At 47.2% G+C, this 20,129-nt stretch carries 18 protein-coding genes; 5 read left to right on the top strand and 13 right to left on the bottom strand.

The window, feature by feature from the left end; genetic code table 11:
- Positions 1-36: 36 nt before the first annotated feature.
- The 4 genes from CRO25_RS27390 to CRO25_RS27405 form a co-directional block, all read right to left on the bottom strand.
- Positions 37-1,725, bottom strand: coding sequence for a DUF6138 family protein (locus tag CRO25_RS27390; RefSeq protein ID WP_079697134.1), 1,689 nt, complete (start codon positions 1,723-1,725; stop codon positions 37-39).
- A gap of 304 nt (positions 1,726-2,029) precedes the next feature.
- Entirely contained in the window at positions 2,030-3,682 is a 1,653-nt protein-coding gene (locus tag CRO25_RS27395) for an extracellular solute-binding protein (RefSeq protein ID WP_063567088.1), read from the bottom strand.
- A gap of 99 nt (positions 3,683-3,781) precedes the next feature.
- Positions 3,782-5,374, bottom strand: a complete 1,593-nt coding sequence (locus CRO25_RS27400) for a response regulator (protein WP_179132277.1) — start codon at positions 5,372-5,374, stop codon at positions 3,782-3,784.
- Complete coding sequence (locus CRO25_RS27405; RefSeq protein WP_063567086.1) at positions 5,349-7,109, bottom strand: sensor histidine kinase; 1,761 nt, start codon at positions 7,107-7,109, stop codon at positions 5,349-5,351. The genes CRO25_RS27400 and CRO25_RS27405 overlap by 26 nt, the downstream gene beginning before the upstream one ends.
- Before the next feature lie 265 nt (positions 7,110-7,374).
- Between CRO25_RS27405 and CRO25_RS27410 the strand changes: the two genes are divergently transcribed.
- Both CRO25_RS27410 and CRO25_RS27415 read left to right on the top strand, forming a co-directional pair.
- Entirely contained in the window at positions 7,375-8,334 is a 960-nt protein-coding gene (locus CRO25_RS27410) for an ABC transporter permease (RefSeq protein ID WP_371129284.1), read from the top strand.
- A gap of 12 nt (positions 8,335-8,346) precedes the next feature.
- The gene (locus tag CRO25_RS27415) at positions 8,347-9,225 is read left to right on the top strand and encodes a carbohydrate ABC transporter permease (protein WP_063567085.1); all 879 of its coding nucleotides are present in this window, start codon (positions 8,347-8,349) and stop codon (positions 9,223-9,225) included.
- A gap of 61 nt (positions 9,226-9,286) precedes the next feature.
- Here the strand turns inward: CRO25_RS27415 and CRO25_RS27420 are convergent, their stop codons facing one another.
- Positions 9,287-9,469, bottom strand: a complete 183-nt coding sequence (locus tag CRO25_RS27420) for an aspartyl-phosphate phosphatase Spo0E family protein (protein ID WP_063567084.1) — start codon at positions 9,467-9,469, stop codon at positions 9,287-9,289.
- 272 nt (positions 9,470-9,741) lie between these two features.
- The gene (locus CRO25_RS27425) at positions 9,742-10,452 is read right to left on the bottom strand and encodes a MarR family transcriptional regulator (protein WP_079697137.1); all 711 of its coding nucleotides are present in this window, start codon (positions 10,450-10,452) and stop codon (positions 9,742-9,744) included.
- A gap of 177 nt (positions 10,453-10,629) precedes the next feature.
- On the opposite strand from CRO25_RS27425, the gene CRO25_RS27430 reads away from it, so the two are divergent.
- Entirely contained in the window at positions 10,630-12,192 is a 1,563-nt protein-coding gene (locus CRO25_RS27430) for an FAD-dependent monooxygenase (protein ID WP_256863759.1), read from the top strand.
- A 173-nt stretch (positions 12,193-12,365) separates the two neighbouring features.
- Here the strand turns inward: CRO25_RS27430 and CRO25_RS27435 are convergent, their stop codons facing one another.
- The 5 genes from CRO25_RS27435 to CRO25_RS27455 all read right to left on the bottom strand — a co-directional run bounded on the left by CRO25_RS27435 (position 12,366) and on the right by CRO25_RS27455 (position 16,079).
- Positions 12,366-13,382, bottom strand: a complete 1,017-nt coding sequence (locus CRO25_RS27435; protein WP_079697138.1) for a hypothetical protein — start codon at positions 13,380-13,382, stop codon at positions 12,366-12,368.
- A gap of 13 nt (positions 13,383-13,395) precedes the next feature.
- On the bottom strand, positions 13,396-14,394 hold the full coding sequence (locus CRO25_RS27440; RefSeq protein WP_256338069.1) for a C39 family peptidase: 999 nt from the start codon (positions 14,392-14,394) through the stop codon (positions 13,396-13,398).
- A 25-nt stretch (positions 14,395-14,419) separates the two neighbouring features.
- Complete coding sequence (locus CRO25_RS27445; RefSeq protein WP_079697139.1) at positions 14,420-15,340, bottom strand: YafY family protein; 921 nt, start codon at positions 15,338-15,340, stop codon at positions 14,420-14,422.
- Between the two features lie 85 nt (positions 15,341-15,425).
- A complete protein-coding gene (locus CRO25_RS34040; protein WP_072735590.1) occupies positions 15,426-15,614 on the bottom strand; it encodes a hypothetical protein in 189 nt (62 codons plus the stop codon).
- Between the two features lie 141 nt (positions 15,615-15,755).
- Complete coding sequence (locus CRO25_RS27455) at positions 15,756-16,079, bottom strand: helix-turn-helix transcriptional regulator (protein WP_063567079.1); 324 nt, start codon at positions 16,077-16,079, stop codon at positions 15,756-15,758.
- Between the two features lie 211 nt (positions 16,080-16,290).
- On the opposite strand from CRO25_RS27455, the gene CRO25_RS27460 reads away from it, so the two are divergent.
- Positions 16,291-17,670 carry an MFS transporter gene (locus CRO25_RS27460; RefSeq protein WP_079697140.1) on the top strand — a complete coding sequence of 460 codons (1,380 nt, stop codon included), beginning with the start codon at positions 16,291-16,293 and terminating at the stop codon, positions 17,668-17,670.
- A gap of 205 nt (positions 17,671-17,875) precedes the next feature.
- Positions 17,876-19,090, top strand: a complete 1,215-nt coding sequence (locus tag CRO25_RS27465; RefSeq protein ID WP_079697141.1) for a sugar efflux transporter — start codon at positions 17,876-17,878, stop codon at positions 19,088-19,090.
- A 127-nt stretch (positions 19,091-19,217) separates the two neighbouring features.
- On the opposite strand, the gene CRO25_RS27470 is transcribed toward CRO25_RS27465, so the two are convergent.
- Positions 19,218-19,667 carry a nuclear transport factor 2 family protein gene (locus tag CRO25_RS27470; RefSeq protein WP_079697142.1) on the bottom strand — a complete coding sequence of 150 codons (450 nt, stop codon included), beginning with the start codon at positions 19,665-19,667 and terminating at the stop codon, positions 19,218-19,220.
- A gap of 39 nt (positions 19,668-19,706) precedes the next feature.
- Positions 19,707-20,114 carry an Rrf2 family transcriptional regulator gene (locus CRO25_RS27475; RefSeq protein ID WP_079697143.1) on the bottom strand — a complete coding sequence of 136 codons (408 nt, stop codon included), beginning with the start codon at positions 20,112-20,114 and terminating at the stop codon, positions 19,707-19,709.
- Positions 20,115-20,129: the final 15 nt, after the last annotated feature.

The raw sequence follows: 20,129 nt of genomic DNA on the forward strand, positions 1-20,129 counted from the left end.
CACATCAACCTTGAAAAGCCACTCACGGGTATATCCTTATTTCCCTGCGGCCTTTAACAGCTCTAACAGCAGCTCTTTCCGTCTTCCCTCAGCCTTGCGTGCCAGCGTTGCAAGCTTCTCTACCTTGCCCCAGATCGGATACAGCACATGCTCCACTTCATAGGTTTCCATTCCTTGCAGCGATTGGACCAGAAGTTCAAGCTTCTCCTCATCCTCCAACTCTGGCTGAATCTTCAGCTTCAAGGAATCCGTAGAGCGACGCAGGCAGGTAACTAATGCAGGTATGGAACTGGCCGTTACACCATGTGTCTCAGCAAAGGTAACGGTGAATTTATCCTGTACCAACTGGTGCTCATCATCCACTTCACCCATGTAATATTCAACCAACGGGAAATACCGCTCATCTGCTAATCCAAGTCCGAAGGTTGCATAACTGCCTGGCATACAGTTCTTTTCACCCTCTGTATCCGCATAAAATTCGAACTCTTCGATCGCTGCACGTGCATACTCTTCAAGTAGCGGACGCAGCTCCGGGTACTCCAGTGCGTTTGCGAAAAATCGATGGGTATCCGACTTCGCAAGCCCTTTAATCGGCAGATACTGCTTCACGCTGGATTTGAGCTTGATCTTGTAACTTTTGGGGAAGCCCTGCTTCAGCAAACGGGTGATAAAACCAAGGGCCTGTTTGTAGGCAGCTGCTTCTTCCTTGCAAATAATGACGGTAATGATCGAGAACACATCGTTGGCTGTGCATTCCACCTGCTCATTTTTCACATGAATATCTTCCTTGACATAGGTTCCGCTACCTTCCGTCATCATACGAACCGCACGGCTACTACCCAATTGTTTGGCCAGTTCCAAGAAAGTAAGGCCTTTCGGTTTACTGTAACTAGGCTCATAACGAAGAATCATCACGGCTGCATACAGCAGCAGATCGATAGGCTGTGCCACCTGCTGCCCATGCTCAATCTTTGGCTGGTCCTCCTCCAAAGAAGCACCTGGCTTAAGTGTATATACATTGGCGCTGTATGCAGAAGGCTGTACATCAAAGTAACGTGGCAAAAAATGATTCTCCGCCCAAGACGTTATCGCACGAATAATATCACCACGATGCTCCGCCAGAGCTTCCTGACGCCCTTTATTTAACTCCTGTATGCGATCATATTGTGCTATAGTCCACGCAACGTCCGGTTCAGGGAACAATTTCGGATCAAGCAGGTGACGCGTCAAAAAAAAGGATTCCAACGGCTTTGTTGGATATGAACCTTTTAGCAGCTTATGGTCTACGTATGTATGAATGAGCTCAAGCAACTGCTGCCTTTTCCCTTCGTTGATATATTCGAGCATGGTCACTTGCAGCTTTCCTTCTGTCGTTGGAAATTTCCCGCGAAAGGTAAACCGATAGTCGATCAACGGTGTATCCGCCAGCTTGTCCAATTTCTCTTGAACCACTTCTACAAGCTTGGGCTGGATCTCATTTCGTACCTGTTCCTCGGTAAAGGGACCGGGATTCTTCGATTTCAATCCCTCATCCAATCCAAGATCCACACTGTCTACTGTAGTCCGTCCAGGTCTGTAATCCAGCAAAATATCATTAAAAATCCCCATTTGCAGCGTTGTTCGCTTCACAGCCTTTTCCAGGTCGTCCCGCTTCAACTGTTCACTAAACCATTCTTCAATGACCTCAATCATCTCTTCCATTGCCTGATCATAGAGTGTACTCATGCTTCGACCGCCTTCCCATTTATCAGATCATTCCTCAAACCATCTATGCTAAAAATTACGTATTGATGTTCGTATATTACCTATTATCTTACTCTCTCACGCATCTGCGAAACAATAAGTCTTACGCACGGTTGTACGCAGAGAAATTAATGGATAAGCTCTTTCGTACATGTCTAAGCATTCCGCATACAACACAAAAACACCGGATTCAGGCGACTTTCCGCCCAAATCCGGTGTATTCACGAAATACCTCTTCCTTCTTGTATTACTTTAGTATGATTCATCTCGTAAATCATTCACGGTATTAATTAACTGTTTTGAACCATTCATTGACTTCCGTTGTGATTTGATCGCCGCCCATGGATTTCCACTTCGTTACGAACGCGTCGAATTCATCGATGCCAACCTGACCGTAAATGATTTTGCTGAACGTATCTTTCTCCAGCTTGTCGAGCGCATCTTTCTTCATCTTCATCGTATCCGTAGGTGCACCCGTAAATTTGTTCTTGATTGCATCATCCTTATGAGCTACCACGACTTGAGCCGCAGCAAATACTTCAGGTTTGTTGGCAATTTTCGTATTTTTCTCGAAAGGTGTTTCTGCTTCCTTACCTGTAGCGAGTTCTGCCAACGTATCCATCATCAGGTTAGGAATACGGGCACCATCATAAGTAAGTGTATACTTCAGCGGGGATACGCCGTCTTTCAAATCAGCTTCACCAAGCACTTTGCCATCTACAATATCAAAGTCATATCCTTGGGCAAAGCCATGTTCGAACTCCCCACCCACTTCTGGATTAGCGAAGTTATCAAACAAATAATTTTGATACGTGAAGAATATTTCTGGGTTTGCCATATCCTTGTTGATCAACACGACCCCGTTGCTAGCACCTGAACCGTGGTGATGGCTCTCGCCAGTCGGTCCGGTTGGAAGGGCAATTGCTTTGTAGGTAGCGCCGTCCACATTTTTCTTCACATCATCGATCGGCCAGTTCGGCATCCAGTGCGGTCCCACAATGATTCCCGCTTTGCCTGCTGTAAACAATTCAGCCGCCTTAATCTCATCATATACGCCGGCTTCCTTCGGCAGATAGCCTTTGGACAACCAGTCTTTCATCGTTGCAAGTCCTTCTTTCACACCCGGTTGAACCGAGCCGTATTCCAGTGTTCCTTCTGCATTCAGATTCCACTGTCCTGGCATCGTGTTATACATTCCGAAGATCCAGCCAGATTCAGTCATCCAGGTATTGAGGGCATTTTTCATGCCGACCGTCAGACCGTACGTATCTTTCTTACCGTTACCATCCGGATCCTGATTCGTAAATGCATCCATCACCGTAACGAGCTCATCGATCGTTTTTGGTTCTTCCAGTCCAAGCTTCTTCAGCCAGTCTTCACGGATAAACATTACCGGGTCTCCGTTGTAAGCATAGTCAAAGATCGGGACGCCATACCGTTTACCTTCATACATGTACGGGTACCACTCTTCCGGTGCGGATTCAGCAGCCCCTTTCCATGTGTCTGATGCATACTTATCGAACAGTTCACCTGCATCGGCGAATTTACCGGACTCAATCAACTCACGCACCAGATTGTAGTCACCACGGATAGAGACGATATCCGGCAGCTCTTCATTAGCCGACAGGGAGAGACGAAGCTTCGTGTAAAAAGCATCATTGGTCACGGATACAGCCCAAGGTGTGGTCAGGTCGATGCCCAAACGTTCTTTGGCCCATTTGGTGTGCACGTTGTTCTGTGCAGTTTCTCCGTTCTTAAACTTTGTATCATCATTCCAGGCTCGCAAATAGCTCATCTGAACCGCAGGTTCATACTTACCGTCTTGCAGCGCAAGTGGTGCAGCCGCTTCCTTGGATGGTTCTTCCTTTGCCCCCGAACTGCATGCCGTTACGGCAACCATCGTCAGTGCAAGCAATGCAGTCATCATTTTTCTATACATGAAACCCCTCCTCAATCACTTTGAATACCCTTACATGAAAAGGATAGTGCAGCCGGGGAAGCAAACATATATCACAATTTCAATGTTCATATTGATTTGTTAACCGTTCCGAAAATCCTGCGGGGTCAGGCCATAATGTTTACGAAATACTTGAATGAAATAAGGGGTATTGTTATATCCCACTTCCTGACCGACTTCATAAATCTTCATAGCCGTATGCTTCAACAAGTGAACAGCACGTTCCATCCGGGAACGGATAATGTAATCACTGATGCCTTCACCCGTCGATTGTTTATACATTTTGGACAAATATACCGGGTGCAGATGAACCTCCCCCGCAATAACTTGCAAGGAAAGATCTTCTCCCAGATGGTGGTCAATCCATTGCTGGACCTGTCTGATCATGTTCGATCCACTTTCCTGGCCCGTATCGGTTGTGCTTAGAGCCCATTGTTCCATCACGCTCCGGGTCCATGCTTCCAGACTCCGAAGTGACACGCCGTAGCCGTCCTTCAACAGTTGCTGATACTGCTCACCAAGGACATCGGACAACTGTCTGCCCTCCCGATGAGCCATGTAGGAGAACGCGGCTGCGAGATAGTGAAAAGCAACATAGACATGCTCCGGGAACACACTATCCGATAACTCGGCAAAAATCGCATCAATCTTGCGATTGGCGTCCTCCATCCGTCCTGCTTCCAGCAGTGCGGTCAGTCCGGGTGGCTCATAAAGTGCCGCAAGTGATTTCAATGTTGATCCATGGGAGCCGGCAGCCGCATTGAGATGCAGACCTTTGCCTGCTTCCGCCTGCTTGCGCAAGGCACTTACAGCTTGATGGTAAAGCTGCGGAACTTGCTCTGGAAAACGGCCTATCCGGCTGACTGATAGTGAAATCGTCGCGTTTAAATACTGCTTCACACTGTGAAGCAGCCGTTCTCCGAGCCGCCCCATCAGCAGTTCCGGTTCAGACTGTGCCTGTTTCGGACTTGCCATGAAAACGAGATCATCATACGCATCGTCCGTATGGCAGAGATGATAGCTGCTGCCAAAGATTTCTTCCACGACGTTAGAGATGGCGTATTTCATTAAACGGAATGCCTTGTTTGTTGGCTGTGGGTCATCATAGCGGATAAGCAGCAGCTGCATTTTGTCCTGGGGACGGAATCCAATCTCGAATTGCTCCAGCTTCTCCACAAGTTCGCTCTCTACAAATTTATGTCCAAGCAGCACATCCTTCATTAATCCCGCCCGCTTCTCCGGTAAATGTTCTCTCACCGAATACATGGCGCGCTGGTGCATCAACTGTTTCTCTCCCTCCAGCCGAATCTGGACGGAGGCCTGCTGCACGGCTTCAATCAACTCCTCATCCCGCACTGGTTTCAGCAGATAACTCACTGTTCCATGACGGAGTGCCTGCTTCGCATAATCAAAGGATGCATGTCCAGATAAAATGATACATTTGGTCCGCTCCCACTTTTGACGAATATGACTCACCAAATCCAGACCAGACAAGCCCGGCATACGAATATCGGTGATGATAATATGGACCTGATGTGCGGACATTTGCTGCAATGCCTCTTTCACCGAGTACGCCTTATATACGTGCCCAATCCCATGTTCTCTCCACGGTATGGAGGCTGCAATCGATTCCACCGCTGAATGTTCATCATCCACGACCATTAGATTCATCATTAGGATATTCCTCCTCAAACCATCGTATTTCCACACTGAGACCCCCATAAGGGATCACTCCAAAATGAAGCCCTGAAGAATGACCATATCGTGTAACGAGCCGCTGGTGTACATTCCAGGTACCCGTGCCTATTTCTTCACCCATCGGTTCATTGATTTCTCGCTCAAGACTAGCAATCTCTTCCGACGTCAAAGTAACACCGTCGTTATCGACAAACAGACTGTATCGTGTGTATTCCCTTCCATCGATTTGCTCTTGTGCTGCCATACCTGTAACTACGATGTGACCGCTACCCTCCATCGGTTCAATGCCGTGAATGACTGCATTCTCCACAATAGGCTGGATCAGCAGCCTCGGAATGTGCTGCTGCATCAGTTCTTGCGGTACAGCGATCTCATACGACAAACGGTTGGTGCGCATCTGTTGGATGGACAAATAATTGTCCAACAACCGGATTTCCTCTTCCACGGTCGTCATATCGTTCTCATCACGTGTGATGTAGCGATAGTAATCTCCCAGGCTGAGCGACATGGCAATAACCGCTTCGCGGTTGCCCAGCTGCGTCATATTTTTAATATAAAACAGACAATTATACAGGAAATGAGGATTGATCTGTGATTGCAGATGCTTCAACGTCGCTTCCCGCGAGCGAATGCGTTCCTCGTATACCTTTTCGATCAGCTCCTGAATCTGCTCGGCCATGTGATTGAAGCTCTGCGTCAGATAAGCGAATTCATCCCGGGAGTGATCGACCGGAATTCGTGTGGACAGCTGTCCTTTGCGAATCTGCTGCAATCCTCTCATCAGACGTTGTATCGGCACCTGTACCTTTCGGTATAACAACAGGGCAGCGCCAATACTGAGCACGAGCAGCAGCAAAATCGAGGTTATAAACATATTTCGGCTCTTGTCCATCGGCGTAAGCAAATCATCCAGTACAACCGGGTTAACATAGATTCCGTTTAGTTGTTTGGAGAGCACATAACTGACCAAGTACTGCTTGCCCCCCACCTCCAGCTGATGGTTGCCTTCACTATCCAATTCGGTTAATGGCATGTCCCGCATCACCGCTTCCACGAGCTCGGGGTCCGCACTCCGATTTAACAGAGGCTCGTTGCCAGGGACGAGAAGAAAGGGATCTCCTCCCTGGGCCTCCTTGAAATCATCCAGCATGGCAACAATGTTCATCGGGTCAAAATCAATCTCCATCACCGTTCGTACATCCGTGGTCACAGGTTTTTCATTCCACTCGTAGTTATCCGTAAAGAAATAAGTGAAGCTGCCTTCGTTCAACTGCCATCGGCCTGGCTGTGGAAAGTTTAACATCTTCTCATTGAAGACCGTCCGGTTGGACATGGTGGATAGGACCAGCTCTGCCTGAGGCAGAACAATGGTAATATCGTTCTTCCAGCGGCTGGTGGACTGGTATAGTGACAATTTGTCGAGAATATCGAGATAGATGCTGTTTTTCTCATATTGGCTGGTCGATTCTGTCATGTAACGATAGTGTAGAATGCTTGGATCACGCAGTAAAGTCAGCCCATAAAGCGAGAGCTGTTCAATATTTTTATCCACCTGAGAGCTAAAATAGTTGAACTGGTTCAAGCTGGACTGTTGCTTCTCCTCGACGATCATGTCCACGTTCGCCTGATTCGCGTAGGTATAGAGCAGCAAGATGGGTACCAGCAAGCAGACCAGCAGCATGACTGTTTTTGAGAATACTGTAAATTTCATTGCTTCACCCTGTCCCGGATTAAAGTAAAGATACACATTGAAGTCCTATTTTATATTGAAACCCCTTACATATCTATACTGAATTTCAAATGAGTCACTATTCGGTATACGTTTTTAACAAGTTAATAAATCAACATCCGCCTTGAAATGTTGTTCTATAGCCCGCTCGTTTCCATTGCTATAATTCAGTTGCTCCACTATTTGCAGAGGCTTACTAGCCTCATTATGCAGAGGCTGGACGATATAAAGGAGGGACCTGATGGCTATGGAACAACCACTAACGACCAATACGCCGGTGCGGCAGGCAACACACAATCCACGCAAACGTACCCGCTGGAATTTCAAACGCAATTGGCCGCTGCATCTGATGCTGCTGCCTTCGGTATTGCTCACATTGCTGTTCGCCTATGTGCCTATGGGCGGCATTATTATTGCGTTTCAGGATTTCAAACCATGGCTGGGATTCACCGGCTCCAAATGGGTAGGATGGGATAACTTCCGATTCATGTTCGAATATCCGGATAGTGTTCAGGTCATCTGGAACACCGTACTGATTGCCGCCATGAAGATTGTGGCCGGACTCGTGGCCCCGGTCGTGTTTGCCATTTTGCTGAATGAAGTACGTAATTCCACGTTCAAACGGTTCTCACAGACGCTGGTATACCTACCCCATTTCTTGTCTTGGGTTGTACTGGGCGGCATACTGCTGGACATGCTTTCCCCCGAAGGCGGTCTGATTAACCAGGTGCTGGCGGCTGTTGGCGTTGAACCGATCTTCTTTCTGGGAGATGGCGACTGGTTCCGTGTAACCGTGGTCATCAGTGATGTATGGAAGGAATTCGGATTTGGTACCATTGTCTTTCTTGCAGCCCTTGCGGGCATTAACCCTGCTCTGTACGAAGCTTCCGAAGTTGACGGGGCAACACGGCTTAAGCAGACCCTACACATTACGCTGCCTGCACTCGTGCCGATGATCATTGTGGTGGGAACGCTATCACTGGGGAATATTCTTAATGCTGGATTTGACCAGATTTTCAACCTGTACAATCCACTTGTATATGATAAAGGCGATATTATTGACACGTTTGTTTATCGGATGGGTATTTTGAATGGCAAAATGAGCTTTGCGACTGCGGTTGGTTTGTTTAAATCCTTTGTCGCCATGTTCCTCGTTATTACTGCCTACCGGATGGCTTACAAAATCGCTAATTACCGCATTTTCTAAGGAGGAATTAAGGTGTATCACAAAACGACCGGATACCGTATATTTAACGGCTTCAACCTGTTCTTCATCGCGGCCGTCTCGCTGCTGTGTGTGCTGCCGCTTGTCCACATTCTGGCGGTTTCCTTCAGCGGTAAAGCAGCAGCTTCCGCCAATCTGGTAACGCTCTGGCCGATTGATTTTACAGTCGACGCTTATACCAAAACGTTTGGTAACAGTAACTTTCTTAGCGCGCTCTGGATCTCAGTGCAACGTACCGTGTTCGGTACGCTGCTCAGTATGGTGCTGGTCACCCTGACGGCATATCCTTTATCCAAGGAAAGTCTGAACTTTAAGGGACGTTCACTGTACGCGTGGTTTTTCATCTTCACGATGCTGTTCAGTGGCGGACTGATCCCTTCCTATATCCTGATTCAAAAGCTGGGACTGATCAACACCATGTGGGCTCTGATTTTGCCGGGCGCTGTGGCGGTCTGGAACCTGATTCTCATGATGAACTTCTTCCGTAACGTGCCCAAAGAGCTAGAAGAAGCGGCGTTCATCGATGGTGCCAACCATATCACCACATTGTTCCGCATCTATCTGCCTGTGTCCATGCCGGCCATTGCAACGATCTCCCTATTCACCATGGTGGGGCAGTGGAATTCCTGGTTCGACGGGTTGATCTATATGAATGACGCAGCCAAATATCCGCTCGCTACGTTAATGCAAACCATTATCGTGCAACAGGATTTCTCCAATATGAATGTCGATGCGACGCAGCTTCAGAACATGTCGCAGCGTACCGTTAACGCAGCCCAGATCTTTATTGGGGCACTGCCAATCCTCCTCGTGTATCCATTCTTGCAGCGTTTCTTTGTAAAAGGAATTGTGCTTGGGGCCGTAAAAGAATAAGGTTCGTATACTAAAACTGAATGCATTCGCATCATTTCATCCCGAGGTTTATAACGCGCCGTTATTTACTTCGGGATGTCTTTCCGCGAATGGCATTGTTATATTGATTAATGAGTTCATCCAGAACCATCGATTGACGAATGACCTCCGGATGCCACAGTTCTTTATGAGCGTTTGCAATCTGGTAGAGCCTCTGTCGTGCCTTTTCGATACATTCCTGAATGGTTTCCGGATTATGCACCATACTCCCGCCCCCTGTTGTCCTTCAATATCCTCCATCCAAAAAAGACCATCTATTATAATATTCGGAACAAAGGGAGCTTCACATTACCCCAAAATCGAATTTATGGTTATTTTTTCTTGTACAGGTTGAAATAAGGATGAGCAATGGACTCAGATGTGGCAAAATACGAAAAAATACCGGATAGGCCTATCAGCCTTATCCGGTATTTTGCTATTGCTACATTTATTGTTCGCAGAAACCTGCACACCATTTCCTTATGAAATATTATGTGGCTAGTCCTCATAGTCTACAAAAAAAACATCATTTAATATGGTTTTTGCTTTCTTCAAATTACGGGAATCCAACTTGTTGAGCATAGACATGATTTCGCTCATTTCATCGGTCATCGATGTAGAACTATTGGCCCTATGAGCTTCTGAATCCTTGCTTGTAGGCGCCTCTCTTGGGACGAGTTCAGTGGCCTCCTCCTCTGTCTGCGAATGAATCCATGATGTATGCAATGTCTTCTGGAGGGTGTTGACGAGAAACTGTAACTCATCCTCGTTATACCGTTGCAAGAAATGATGAACCCCAAGATCAATCTGATGATGCAGGCCCTGATGCAAACGATAAATCTCTTTTCCGAGCGATGTGGTACGGAATAGAACTTCTTTTTTGTTATCCGGAAGTGACTCGGTTACGATGATGTTTTGAGACACGAGTCTTCTCGTGATTTTGGAGACAGTCCCTTTGGAGAAGCCGAATTGTTTTGAAATGGTTATGCCGTTTACTGGCTCGAGTGTACCAATAGCATCCAGCACATGCAGCATCGTCACCGTCATTTCTTTGATTAGCTCTTCAACAGCCGGATTAGGACTATTTTGAAGCAACCACTGTTTTTCTTCGTCATCTTCTGATTGTAATCTGATCTGTATATCTTTCACTGCTTCCAATACTTCTTGAATTAAGTGATCTCTATTTTGATTTTCCGATGGGTTGATCATTCAATTTTCCTCCAACGATTGTTAGCTTCATACCAGTATATCAGGGTATGTCCGACAATTAAAGTTTCCTGGAAACAATATTGACAGCAGTAAAGGATTAAACTATGATTGTTTCATCGGAAATTAAAAAGTTTCTCAGAAACAATAAACAAAGCATGATATCTCATCCATTGCGATATGGGTGATCAGGAGGAGATTCAACTGACCCAACATTACGATATTGACGTACTCATCGCTGGAGCTGGACCGACTGGCTCCGCTCTTGCAGTCGACCTGCTTCGACGCGGCCTTCGTGTCCGACTCGTTGACAAAGCCCCTCACGCCTTTCAAGGTTCCCGTGCCAAGGGAGTTCAACCAAGAACCCAGGAGGTTTTGGAGGACTTCGGCGTGCTGGAAGAGGCTCAGTCAGAGGGAAGTTCTTACCCGCTTGCCGGTTTTCATATTGGACCGCTAACTGTGCCTTGGCGCATGCAGCAGCAAAATAAACCAACACCGAGCGATCCGTATCCAAACATTCTCCTGTTGGCGCAACACCGAACGGATGCCATCTTACACCGCCTACTGAAACGTCTCGGCTTAACCATTGAATTTAACAACGGGTTGGAGCAATTCGAACAGGATGCCGATGGAGTAACGGCGACTCTCTCTTCCGGGGAGAAGGTTCGCAGCAGATATCTCGTCGGAGCAGATGGCGGTTCGAGCAGCGTTCGCAAAGGGGCAGGTATCCGATTTATCGGAGAGACTACCGACTCTGACCGTACGCTCATCATTGACGGCTCGATCGACAAACTGTCTCGCAATAGGTGGCATATGTGGCCACGCACACGTGGCACGTTTGTCGGTGCCTGCCCGCTGCCACACTCCGATCAGTTCCAAGTCATGATTAGGCTGGCACCAGATGAAAAGCCTAACCTTGACGAAGCCGCACTGGCCACTCAATTCCACAAACTCACAGGTTTGCGTCTCTACAACATTACCTGGAGCTCGGTGTTTCGCCCCAACGTTCGACTGGCTGAACACTATCGGTCGGGACGTGTCTTCATTGCAGGCGATGCTGCTCATGTCCATACCCCGGCCGGTGCACAGGGTCTCAACACGGGTATACAGGACGCCTATAACCTCGGCTGGAAAATAGGGCAGGTCACTGCTGGGGCACCCGATAGTCTGCTTCACAGCTACGAGGCCGAACGTCAACCCATTGCCGCTCGAGTCCTCAGCAAATCCAGCGAGCTGTACGCCAATCTAGACAAAAATCGCCTGGCTAGCCTGAAGCGCGGAGATGAGGAGCGACAGCTTAGACTTTCGTACCATGGTGGGCCGCTCGCGTCTAGCGAAGAATCGGCCACAAAGACCCTTCATGTCGGTGACCGGGCGCCAGATGCTCCCTGCAACGGACCTGGTGGGGAACGGCGTCTGTTAGACATCTATCAAGGGCCTCACTTCACTTTGCTTGCCTTTGGTCCTAACGCTGCCAAGATACTTCCCAAGTTGAACTGGCCGACCAGCGGTGCCGAATTACACTGCTACGTCGTTGATACCGCACACGATTCAGAACAAAACGTCCTCCATGACTCCAGCGGCAAATTGACTCGTATCTACGGCATCACCAGCGACACGCTGGTCATGATACGGCCAGATGGTTATATCGCGAACATCATTACGACCGACTGGCAGGCAACCTTCGACAATGTAGCCAGAATGTTGGCCCCGCCATGTTCCATCGGATCCAACTCGAATTGAAGCTCATGCGAGACTATGAATGCTAGTGCAGTTAATGTATGAGGGTTCTTTCAACCCGCCCATATATGTGGCTTACTTAAACTCAAATAAGACCGAAAACGACCGCACTCAGCGGTCATTTCCGGTCTATTTGTCAATAATCTTTCCATTTTGAAGTATGTGCACTGTTCCATTCATCTTAATCCAATATCCTCAAAACGATTGCCAATCGTCTCTGGGAAGGCCTGCTTAATGGCATCAATGGCACGCTGTTCCGTTTCCCCTGCTTGCTCAATCAGATGGATCACCCTTAGCACATGCCCTGGTTCCTTCGCATCCCACGCTGTTGAATCCTCAACCTTCTCCATCATCTGAGCATATAGGTCTGCGAGTAACGCGTACGCCTGCACAACATGATTCATCTGATTGGATAAATGCTCAAGCTCTGCAACATAGGAGGCCATATCCTTTCTTGAATCAGCATAATAGCGCAAAACAATGGCAGCTTGATCGGTTTCATATACACCAGATTGTAGGGCATCAGCAATGGCTGCATAAGCAGCAGGTCCACATGCGTAATCCTGAGGTGGTAGCATGTAATCATGGGTCTCCCATTTGTATACGGCCTGAATTAATGATTCCTTACATACTTCCCATATGTCTACAGTTGAATGGGATTCAAGCACCTGATAGTACCAGTATGGTGTACTGTTCCGACCAAAAGAATCATAGGGCAGACAAATGACTTCATTTTCTTGACTCTCACAAATGAACAGCATCTGCTCCCCATCATCATATCCAGTGCAAATGACAAACTGGTCATGCCATAGAATGGCCCCTACACCCCGGTCAATGGAAGCTTTAATATCCAACAGGGCCTGCTTCTGATAGAGCGGAAAGGTCGGCTCGAACGAAAATCCCCCGTGTTGTCCGGTCGTGACGCCTATGAAATCAGCAGCTACAAAGTTCTCGGCCATCCAGTTGTACGCTGAGATTGATTCTGTCGTTAGACGCCGATCCACTACTAATCGAAACACACTTGCGGTCATTCCCGCAATCATGTGACGCGGTAAATCCGTCCACTGTTTATGCACCAGAATTCTGTACATCGCATCTATATAAGAGCCCGCTCCGTTCCATGATATGTGTTCACGTGAAGAATTCCTGCTTTGTGTAGAATCAATCCAATCCGGCAGTATTTTGCTTCCCATCCTCTACTCCTCTCTATCTCGCCGAGTGCGCTCCCCAACGTGGCACGGTGGACCGTTTGCGGTCAGGATACTTTAGGGATATCACACGAAAATAATCAACAGCCTGCTCTTCCAGTGCTTTTGCTTCCAATAAAGCCTGTGCCAGCTTCTCTGTGGCGTCTGCTTGCATGATCCATCTGTTATGTTCCTGAATCATGCATCCCTTCATCTGTATAATCAATGCTCCAAGCTGTTCATAACATGCATAGGCTTGGTCCAGTTCGGTCCATATGCCCCGCACATCCTGCAAATACATCTGAATTTCAGTTCGGGACTGGCAATAGGATTCCAAAATATACGTAGCACCCGAATGATCGTAATCTCCACTCCGTAGGGCTTGCACCCACACATCATACGCCAGTCTGCCCGAAGCGATATTTCGATCAGGCAGCAGTCGATAAGGAATATCCCAATCCTCAATCGCCAATCTCAATGATTCCAACAGCATCTCTTGTTCGGGCATATGTACCTGGTCACCAAAGACCTGACAATACCAGAACCCGGTGAAGTTCAATCCGAAATTGTCATACAGCAAAATCTGTGGTTCCTTACTCCAGCCATCTTGCACATAAAAGATGCGATCACCGTCATCATACCCATGAATGACACCAAATTCCGGAATCCAGTAAATCACCCCGATGCCTCCATCCAAACTGCGTTTTACCCAACTCACCGCATCCCGCTGGTAATACCCGAATGTGGGATGACGTGTCCGTCCCCCATCCCAGATCGTCAATATCCCCAAGTTATCGATTCCAGGGCGATGGGATTCTCCCCATTGACCATAGGCTGTAACCGACATGGGCAGTAGTCTGCGATGCACTGAAAGTTTGAATGCCATACCCGTATATCCAGCGAGCACATACTTGGAAGCCTGAAACAGACCCGCATGGGTCAATACAGCGTGTAGGCTATCCACATACGATTTGGACTCTCGCTTCATGATCAGGTTGTCTAACACAACTTCAGTCAAAAAAAATCTCCTCTCCGTGGTTGCTCTAATTCACATTTGCCTTGTGCTGTACGGCGAGCCTATCGATTATGCTTTCAGCACTTTGCTGAAGCTTTCGTCTAAGCCACGTTGGGGACAACATTTCCTCCCACTCGCTAATGAACAAATGCTGTAAGAAAGCATCCGTGTCATAAAATTCAATCCAGTGAACCTGATCTTGCTTCTCCCGAATCCGATATCCTTGCCACAGTTCTGTTTGCTGCACTTCTTTCAGCCTTATCTCAGCGACAAACGGTTTACGGACAGGCAGCGCCTCTTCCCATGCACCCAGCAACCTATCTGTCTGACACTGAAACGTCTCGTTCGTCATCTGCACATGAATCATGCCCTCAAGTCGGATGGCCGTTTGCTGTAAAGGGTCTATTTCATAGCCGACCACATAATCGGCGTTGAACTGGGACAGCATCTTCAATGGACACCAGGTAAATAGCCGTTCTCCGGCATGATCTCTGTAATGGATATGTACTTTGCGGGATTCGGCAATCGCATGGGACAAAATCTCAAAGAACTGAAGCTGCTGCGGATCTGCTTTAAACACAGGAAGCTGACTGCTTCCCGTCTGCTGTTCCTCGAGCGTAAAACGCTCCAGCAAATGCGCCACACGCTTCACCGCATCTGATTGATCATAATTGTAATGCCGATAACGATGCGCCAGATACTTAAGCACCCGCTGTTCTTCTTCCGTCATATATAAATGGGGCAGCCGGTAGGTCTGATCCTCGTAACAATACCCCCGATATTTTGCGATATACACCAGGGGGGCACGTAGAGAAATCGCCATATATTCGATATCACGCTGGGCCTGGCGCCGGGATATTTCAAATTCACGTGCAAGCCAGCTGCTGTTCGGAAAACGTCCACTCCGAATCTGCTCGTCAAACCAGTGAATACGATGCATATTGCTCATTTCCCCGCCCCCCTGGCTTATTCCGTATTTCGTAATTGTATTATACCAAAAGACATGGCCCGTTCCGAAGAACAGGCCTGTTATATTATACGGTTACCTTGTCCACTCTGGACTGCACAGCTTTGGAGCATTTCTTGCATACTTTCAAACTTGTACCATCAGTTTTCGTTTGCGAATACAACAATTTAATCCGGGTGCTGCTGCACACCGGGCATGTTCCTCTTCCTCGGGATGGTAGATTCCACAGGACGCGTCCTCTTTTTGTTTTTGCCAACGTTTGTGAACCTCTTTTCGATATGGTTTGTGTGTTCACCGTTATTATAGAGGGCATGGTACGACATAGAATGTCGCAGCAGTATGGAATATACCCAACATAAAAAAATGTCCCCTCTTCAACTTGAAGAAAGGACATTTTTTAGGAATCATGTATTTCAGACTGAGCTGCCGCTTGTAATAAAGGCTGCAACAGACCAGGAAAACGCACTTCCAGATCCTCGGATCTTAGCGTCAGGAAATGCTGTGTACCTTGTACTCTTACCCGAATGACTCCGGCTTCCCGCAGGGTCCGAACATGGTGTGACATCGTAGATTTTACAACAGGTACACGAAAATGACTGCATGGCTGCTCACCATTTCTGGCTGCTTCGGTTACTATCCCAAGACGGATCGGATCACTTAATGCGTACAATACGGAAGAAAGTTCGATATCCTGCACTTGAGGATGGTGCAAAATTTTCATCGTTGTAGTCTCCTTTTTTTTCAGACTATCCATTGTATTTTAGCATAGTTCCATGATATATTTCTAATGTTCGATACCAATCGAACTTACAAACATATTTCGTTTATGTATCCCTGCTGTCAGGCATGGGATTCACTCTATACCACATTTTGCAAATGTTACACACCGTTTCTGAAATGTTGCGAAATACACATCAATCTAGGAGGTTTTTATGAACAACACCGCAACTGCATCATCTGGGGAACGGACAGCAGGAATACAGGAAGGGTTAATCGTAAGTCTACTTGGCTTCACGGTTGTGCTTGTCGTTATGAATACGATGATGTTCAATCTGGCCCTACCCAAAATTGCAGCTGAATTTATGCTCTCATCTGTCTCTTCTTCCTGGATTGTCACCGGTTATTCCATCGTTTTTGCTATTTCCTCGATCACGTTCTCACGTCTATCGGATTTTATTCCGATTCGCACCCTGTTTACGACCGGTCTTACACTGCTTGGTGCGGCATCCGTTCTTGGTTTCTTCAGTAACCATTTTATCCTTCTGCTCATTGCACGTCTGATTCAGGCTGCGGGTGCAGCTTCTGTACCAGGGCTAGCTATCGTTCTTATTACTCGTTACATTCCAAGTGACCGCCGGGGGAAATCCATGGCTGTTGTCATGTCGGCCAGCTCACTGGGTCTTGGACTTGGACCTGTGATCGGCGGCAGTATTACACAGTTCCTCGGATGGCATGATCTGTTTATCGTTACTGGACTAACCTTGTTTCTGATCCCTGTATTTTTCAGACTGCTTCCAAGTGAGATGCCGCAAAAGGGGTCATTCGACTTGCTCGGCGCGCTGTTACTGGCGATTGGAACAACCGGTGTCCTGCTATTCCTGACTTCACGTGAATGGGTAACCCTCGTTATTGGTGCGGCTGCACTGGTCCTGTTCTGGCTACGAATTCGCCGTGCGGCTGATCCCTTTGTGCAACCGGCTCTGTTCAAAAACAAAAAATATATGATGCTCAGCTCACTGGGGATTGTCTCGTATATTAACAACTTCTCAACGCTGTTCCTGCTACCGCAAATTCTGGCACATCTGTATGGCCTGACTCCGGCCCAGTCTGGGCTTGTCATCTTCCCGGGTGCAATCGTGTCCATGCTGTTATCCAATCGGATTGGCCGCATGATTGACCGACACGGCAATACACAACTGCTCAAGTTCGCACCATGGTTGCTGCTAGCTGCTGCCGGATTGTTTGCTCTATTTGCAGACGACAGCATCTATGCCATTATGGCCGTATACATTCTGCTTAGCGTAGGATTCTCTGCACTGACAACAAGCGTATCTAATGAATTGTCGGGCAATCTGACGATCGATCAAGTAGGTGCAGGCATGGGACTGTTCCAACTCAGCCAGTTTTTCAGTGGTGCATTTAGTGTTGCCGTAACTGGCGTGGCATTGACAGCCATGCAGCAATTGCCGTTAGCCTCGGCGTACACCAACATTTTCTGGGGCATGACCGCAGTAGCTCTGGCATCCATTGTTTTCTCACAGGTGTATCTGAGAATGCAGTCACGGAAGAAAACCGTCGTCGTTTCACACTAAGCAGGTTTTATAGGATCTTACTTATAATAGATTCTTCATATAAGAAAGCCAGGGATTGGACCGATAGGGTCTGATCTCTGGCTTTTTGTTTGTTATTAGACTATAAGATATCAATACGTATTACTTGATCTCTGTTATTCTTATATTATAACCAGATCGTATAGATATTTTGAAAATGATAAAACCAAGGGGATGTCTTTCGCACATGAAGCTTCAACAGTTTAATTCACTATTTCGTATCCCTACATACCGGCTGTTTCTCGTTTGTATGTTATTGCAAGGTATGGCTATTTCAATCAGCGCGCCCTTTCTTGCGGTCTACTTTACAACCCGCCTTGAAGTATCCATCGCAACATTCGGATTATTCACTGCCGTAACTCTTATGGCGGGTGTGCTGTTCAGTTCCTGGATCGCCAGACGATCAGATCAACCCGGAGCTCGTAAAATAATTCTGGTGACTGCCATGATTTGCAATGCTCTGGCTTTTGCCGGATATCTGTGGATTCACGACTTCACATTATTATTTATCTATATGACGGTGCTGACTGCGCTCGGATCTCCCGCCATGCCACAATTGTTCGCAGCTGCAAGAGAAGCGGTCAATACCGCAACGGACGTCGATCATGCTGTGGCCAATTCAACCCTGCGCTCCGCGTTTTCACTGGGATTTATTACAGGACCTTTACTCGGAACTTTACTGATTGCGTATATTGGATACACCGGTATTTTTAGTTCAACGTGTTTTATTTTTTTGATCAATGCGTTATTATTTTTCTTTCTCTTAAAAAAGGCTCCCGAGCCTTCTACCCTCCGTGCATCTACAGGCGGAATACAAATGAAATTGCATCAGGATGCAAGAATCTATATGCCTTTTCTCATTACTACACTCCTGTATATGGCACATTGGATGAATAATCTGAATGCATCACTGTTCATTATTCACCATCTGGGTGGGGGAACCCGGGAAGTTGGCTGGATCTCCAGTCTTTGCGCTGGGCTCGAGATTCCGATTATGTTAGGCTTGGGTCTGCTCGCCTCTAAATATCCCAACCGCTCACTCATGTTATGGGGCTCCTTGATGGGTGCCGCTTATTATGTCATTGTTTTGTTCTCCACGGAACTGTGGCACTTGCTGGCCGGACAGCTATTGCTCGCATTCTTTGTCGCCGTCATCTCTGCTATCGGAATCAGTTACATGCAGGATCTGCTTCCGTCCATGCCCGGCTATGCGTCTACACTCTATTCCAATGCCTCCACGTTGGGAAGATTATTTGGTAGTCTGGTCGGGGGATGGACAGCCGGAGCGTGGGGATATCGAAATTCCTATTGGGTATGTCTACTGCTCGTTCTGATTTCATTAGGCATGCTTGTTATCACACAACAATTATCAAAAGAGAAACGTCAGACCCTTTCACTCTAAGCAGATCCTCGGATGCAAGCCTGAGTGAACGAAAAAGCTTGAACAAAACAAAGCCCCAAGGACGCAGCTATAGCGCTCTTGGGGCTTTCGTTATTATCGTTTTAATATTCTTATATGAATATAAACACTATTCAAACAGATCCAGACGAAGACGCTTCAGGCTAGTATGCTGGATGAGCCATTGGCCATCGATTTTGACAAACGTTTCATGGTAATGTCCAAATCCGTGAAAGGATTTATTGTCATTGCCTTCAGGGAACGTCACCCAATCTTCCATTGGAGAGATGACTTTGGCTTCATTCTCGGATACAAATTCAACTTCGGCGCTATGTACATGATGCACAGTTACGGCAACATCCACCAAATCCCGGAATACTTGAACGATGGTGTCCCGACCTGTTAATACCGGGATTGGATTGCCTTCTGTGCTGAAATCAGCTACGGCATCCGGAGCGAACACTTCACCTAATGTATCCCACTGCTTCGTATCAATATAACGGCAATAGCGCGCTTTGGTATTCCGAATGTTTTCCAGTGCAAGCAGTTGTTCCAGTTCTGTAATGGTTGATTGGCTCATGTGTTGTCCCTCCAGAAATCTAAGATGTAAGCAAATATATTATACGGAATGTGCAGCCTTCATCTGGGCAGCCAGCTCAGACATTTTTTTATTGTTCAAATAGCTCTCCATCTCTTCTTCCGCACGAACCATCACCTGCTGAATCAGGCAGCCTTCGTTATGGTCCTGCGAGCATTCGAACAGGGAAGCCTGTCCTTCAATGGCATGGATAATCTCCAAAAATGAAGGATCCGGATTCTTCCGGCTAAGCCGATAACCACCATTGGCACCAGAAGTCGATTCGATCATGCCGGCTTTAACCAGCTTGGTCAATATTTTAGATAAGTAGCTTGGAGATACTTTCTGCATCTCAGCTAATTGATGTACACTGACCAGTTGTTCCGGTTCGGTCGCAACCAGAAAAAGCATGGTGTGCAGGGCATAGTTTGTAGCTTTCGAATATTTCATGAGGGCACCTCATTA

Origin of the sequence: Paenibacillus sp. RU5M, from assembly GCF_900221055.1 — a bacterium.
GTDB classification, from domain to species: Bacteria; Bacillota; Bacilli; order Paenibacillales; family Paenibacillaceae; genus Paenibacillus; species Paenibacillus marchantiae.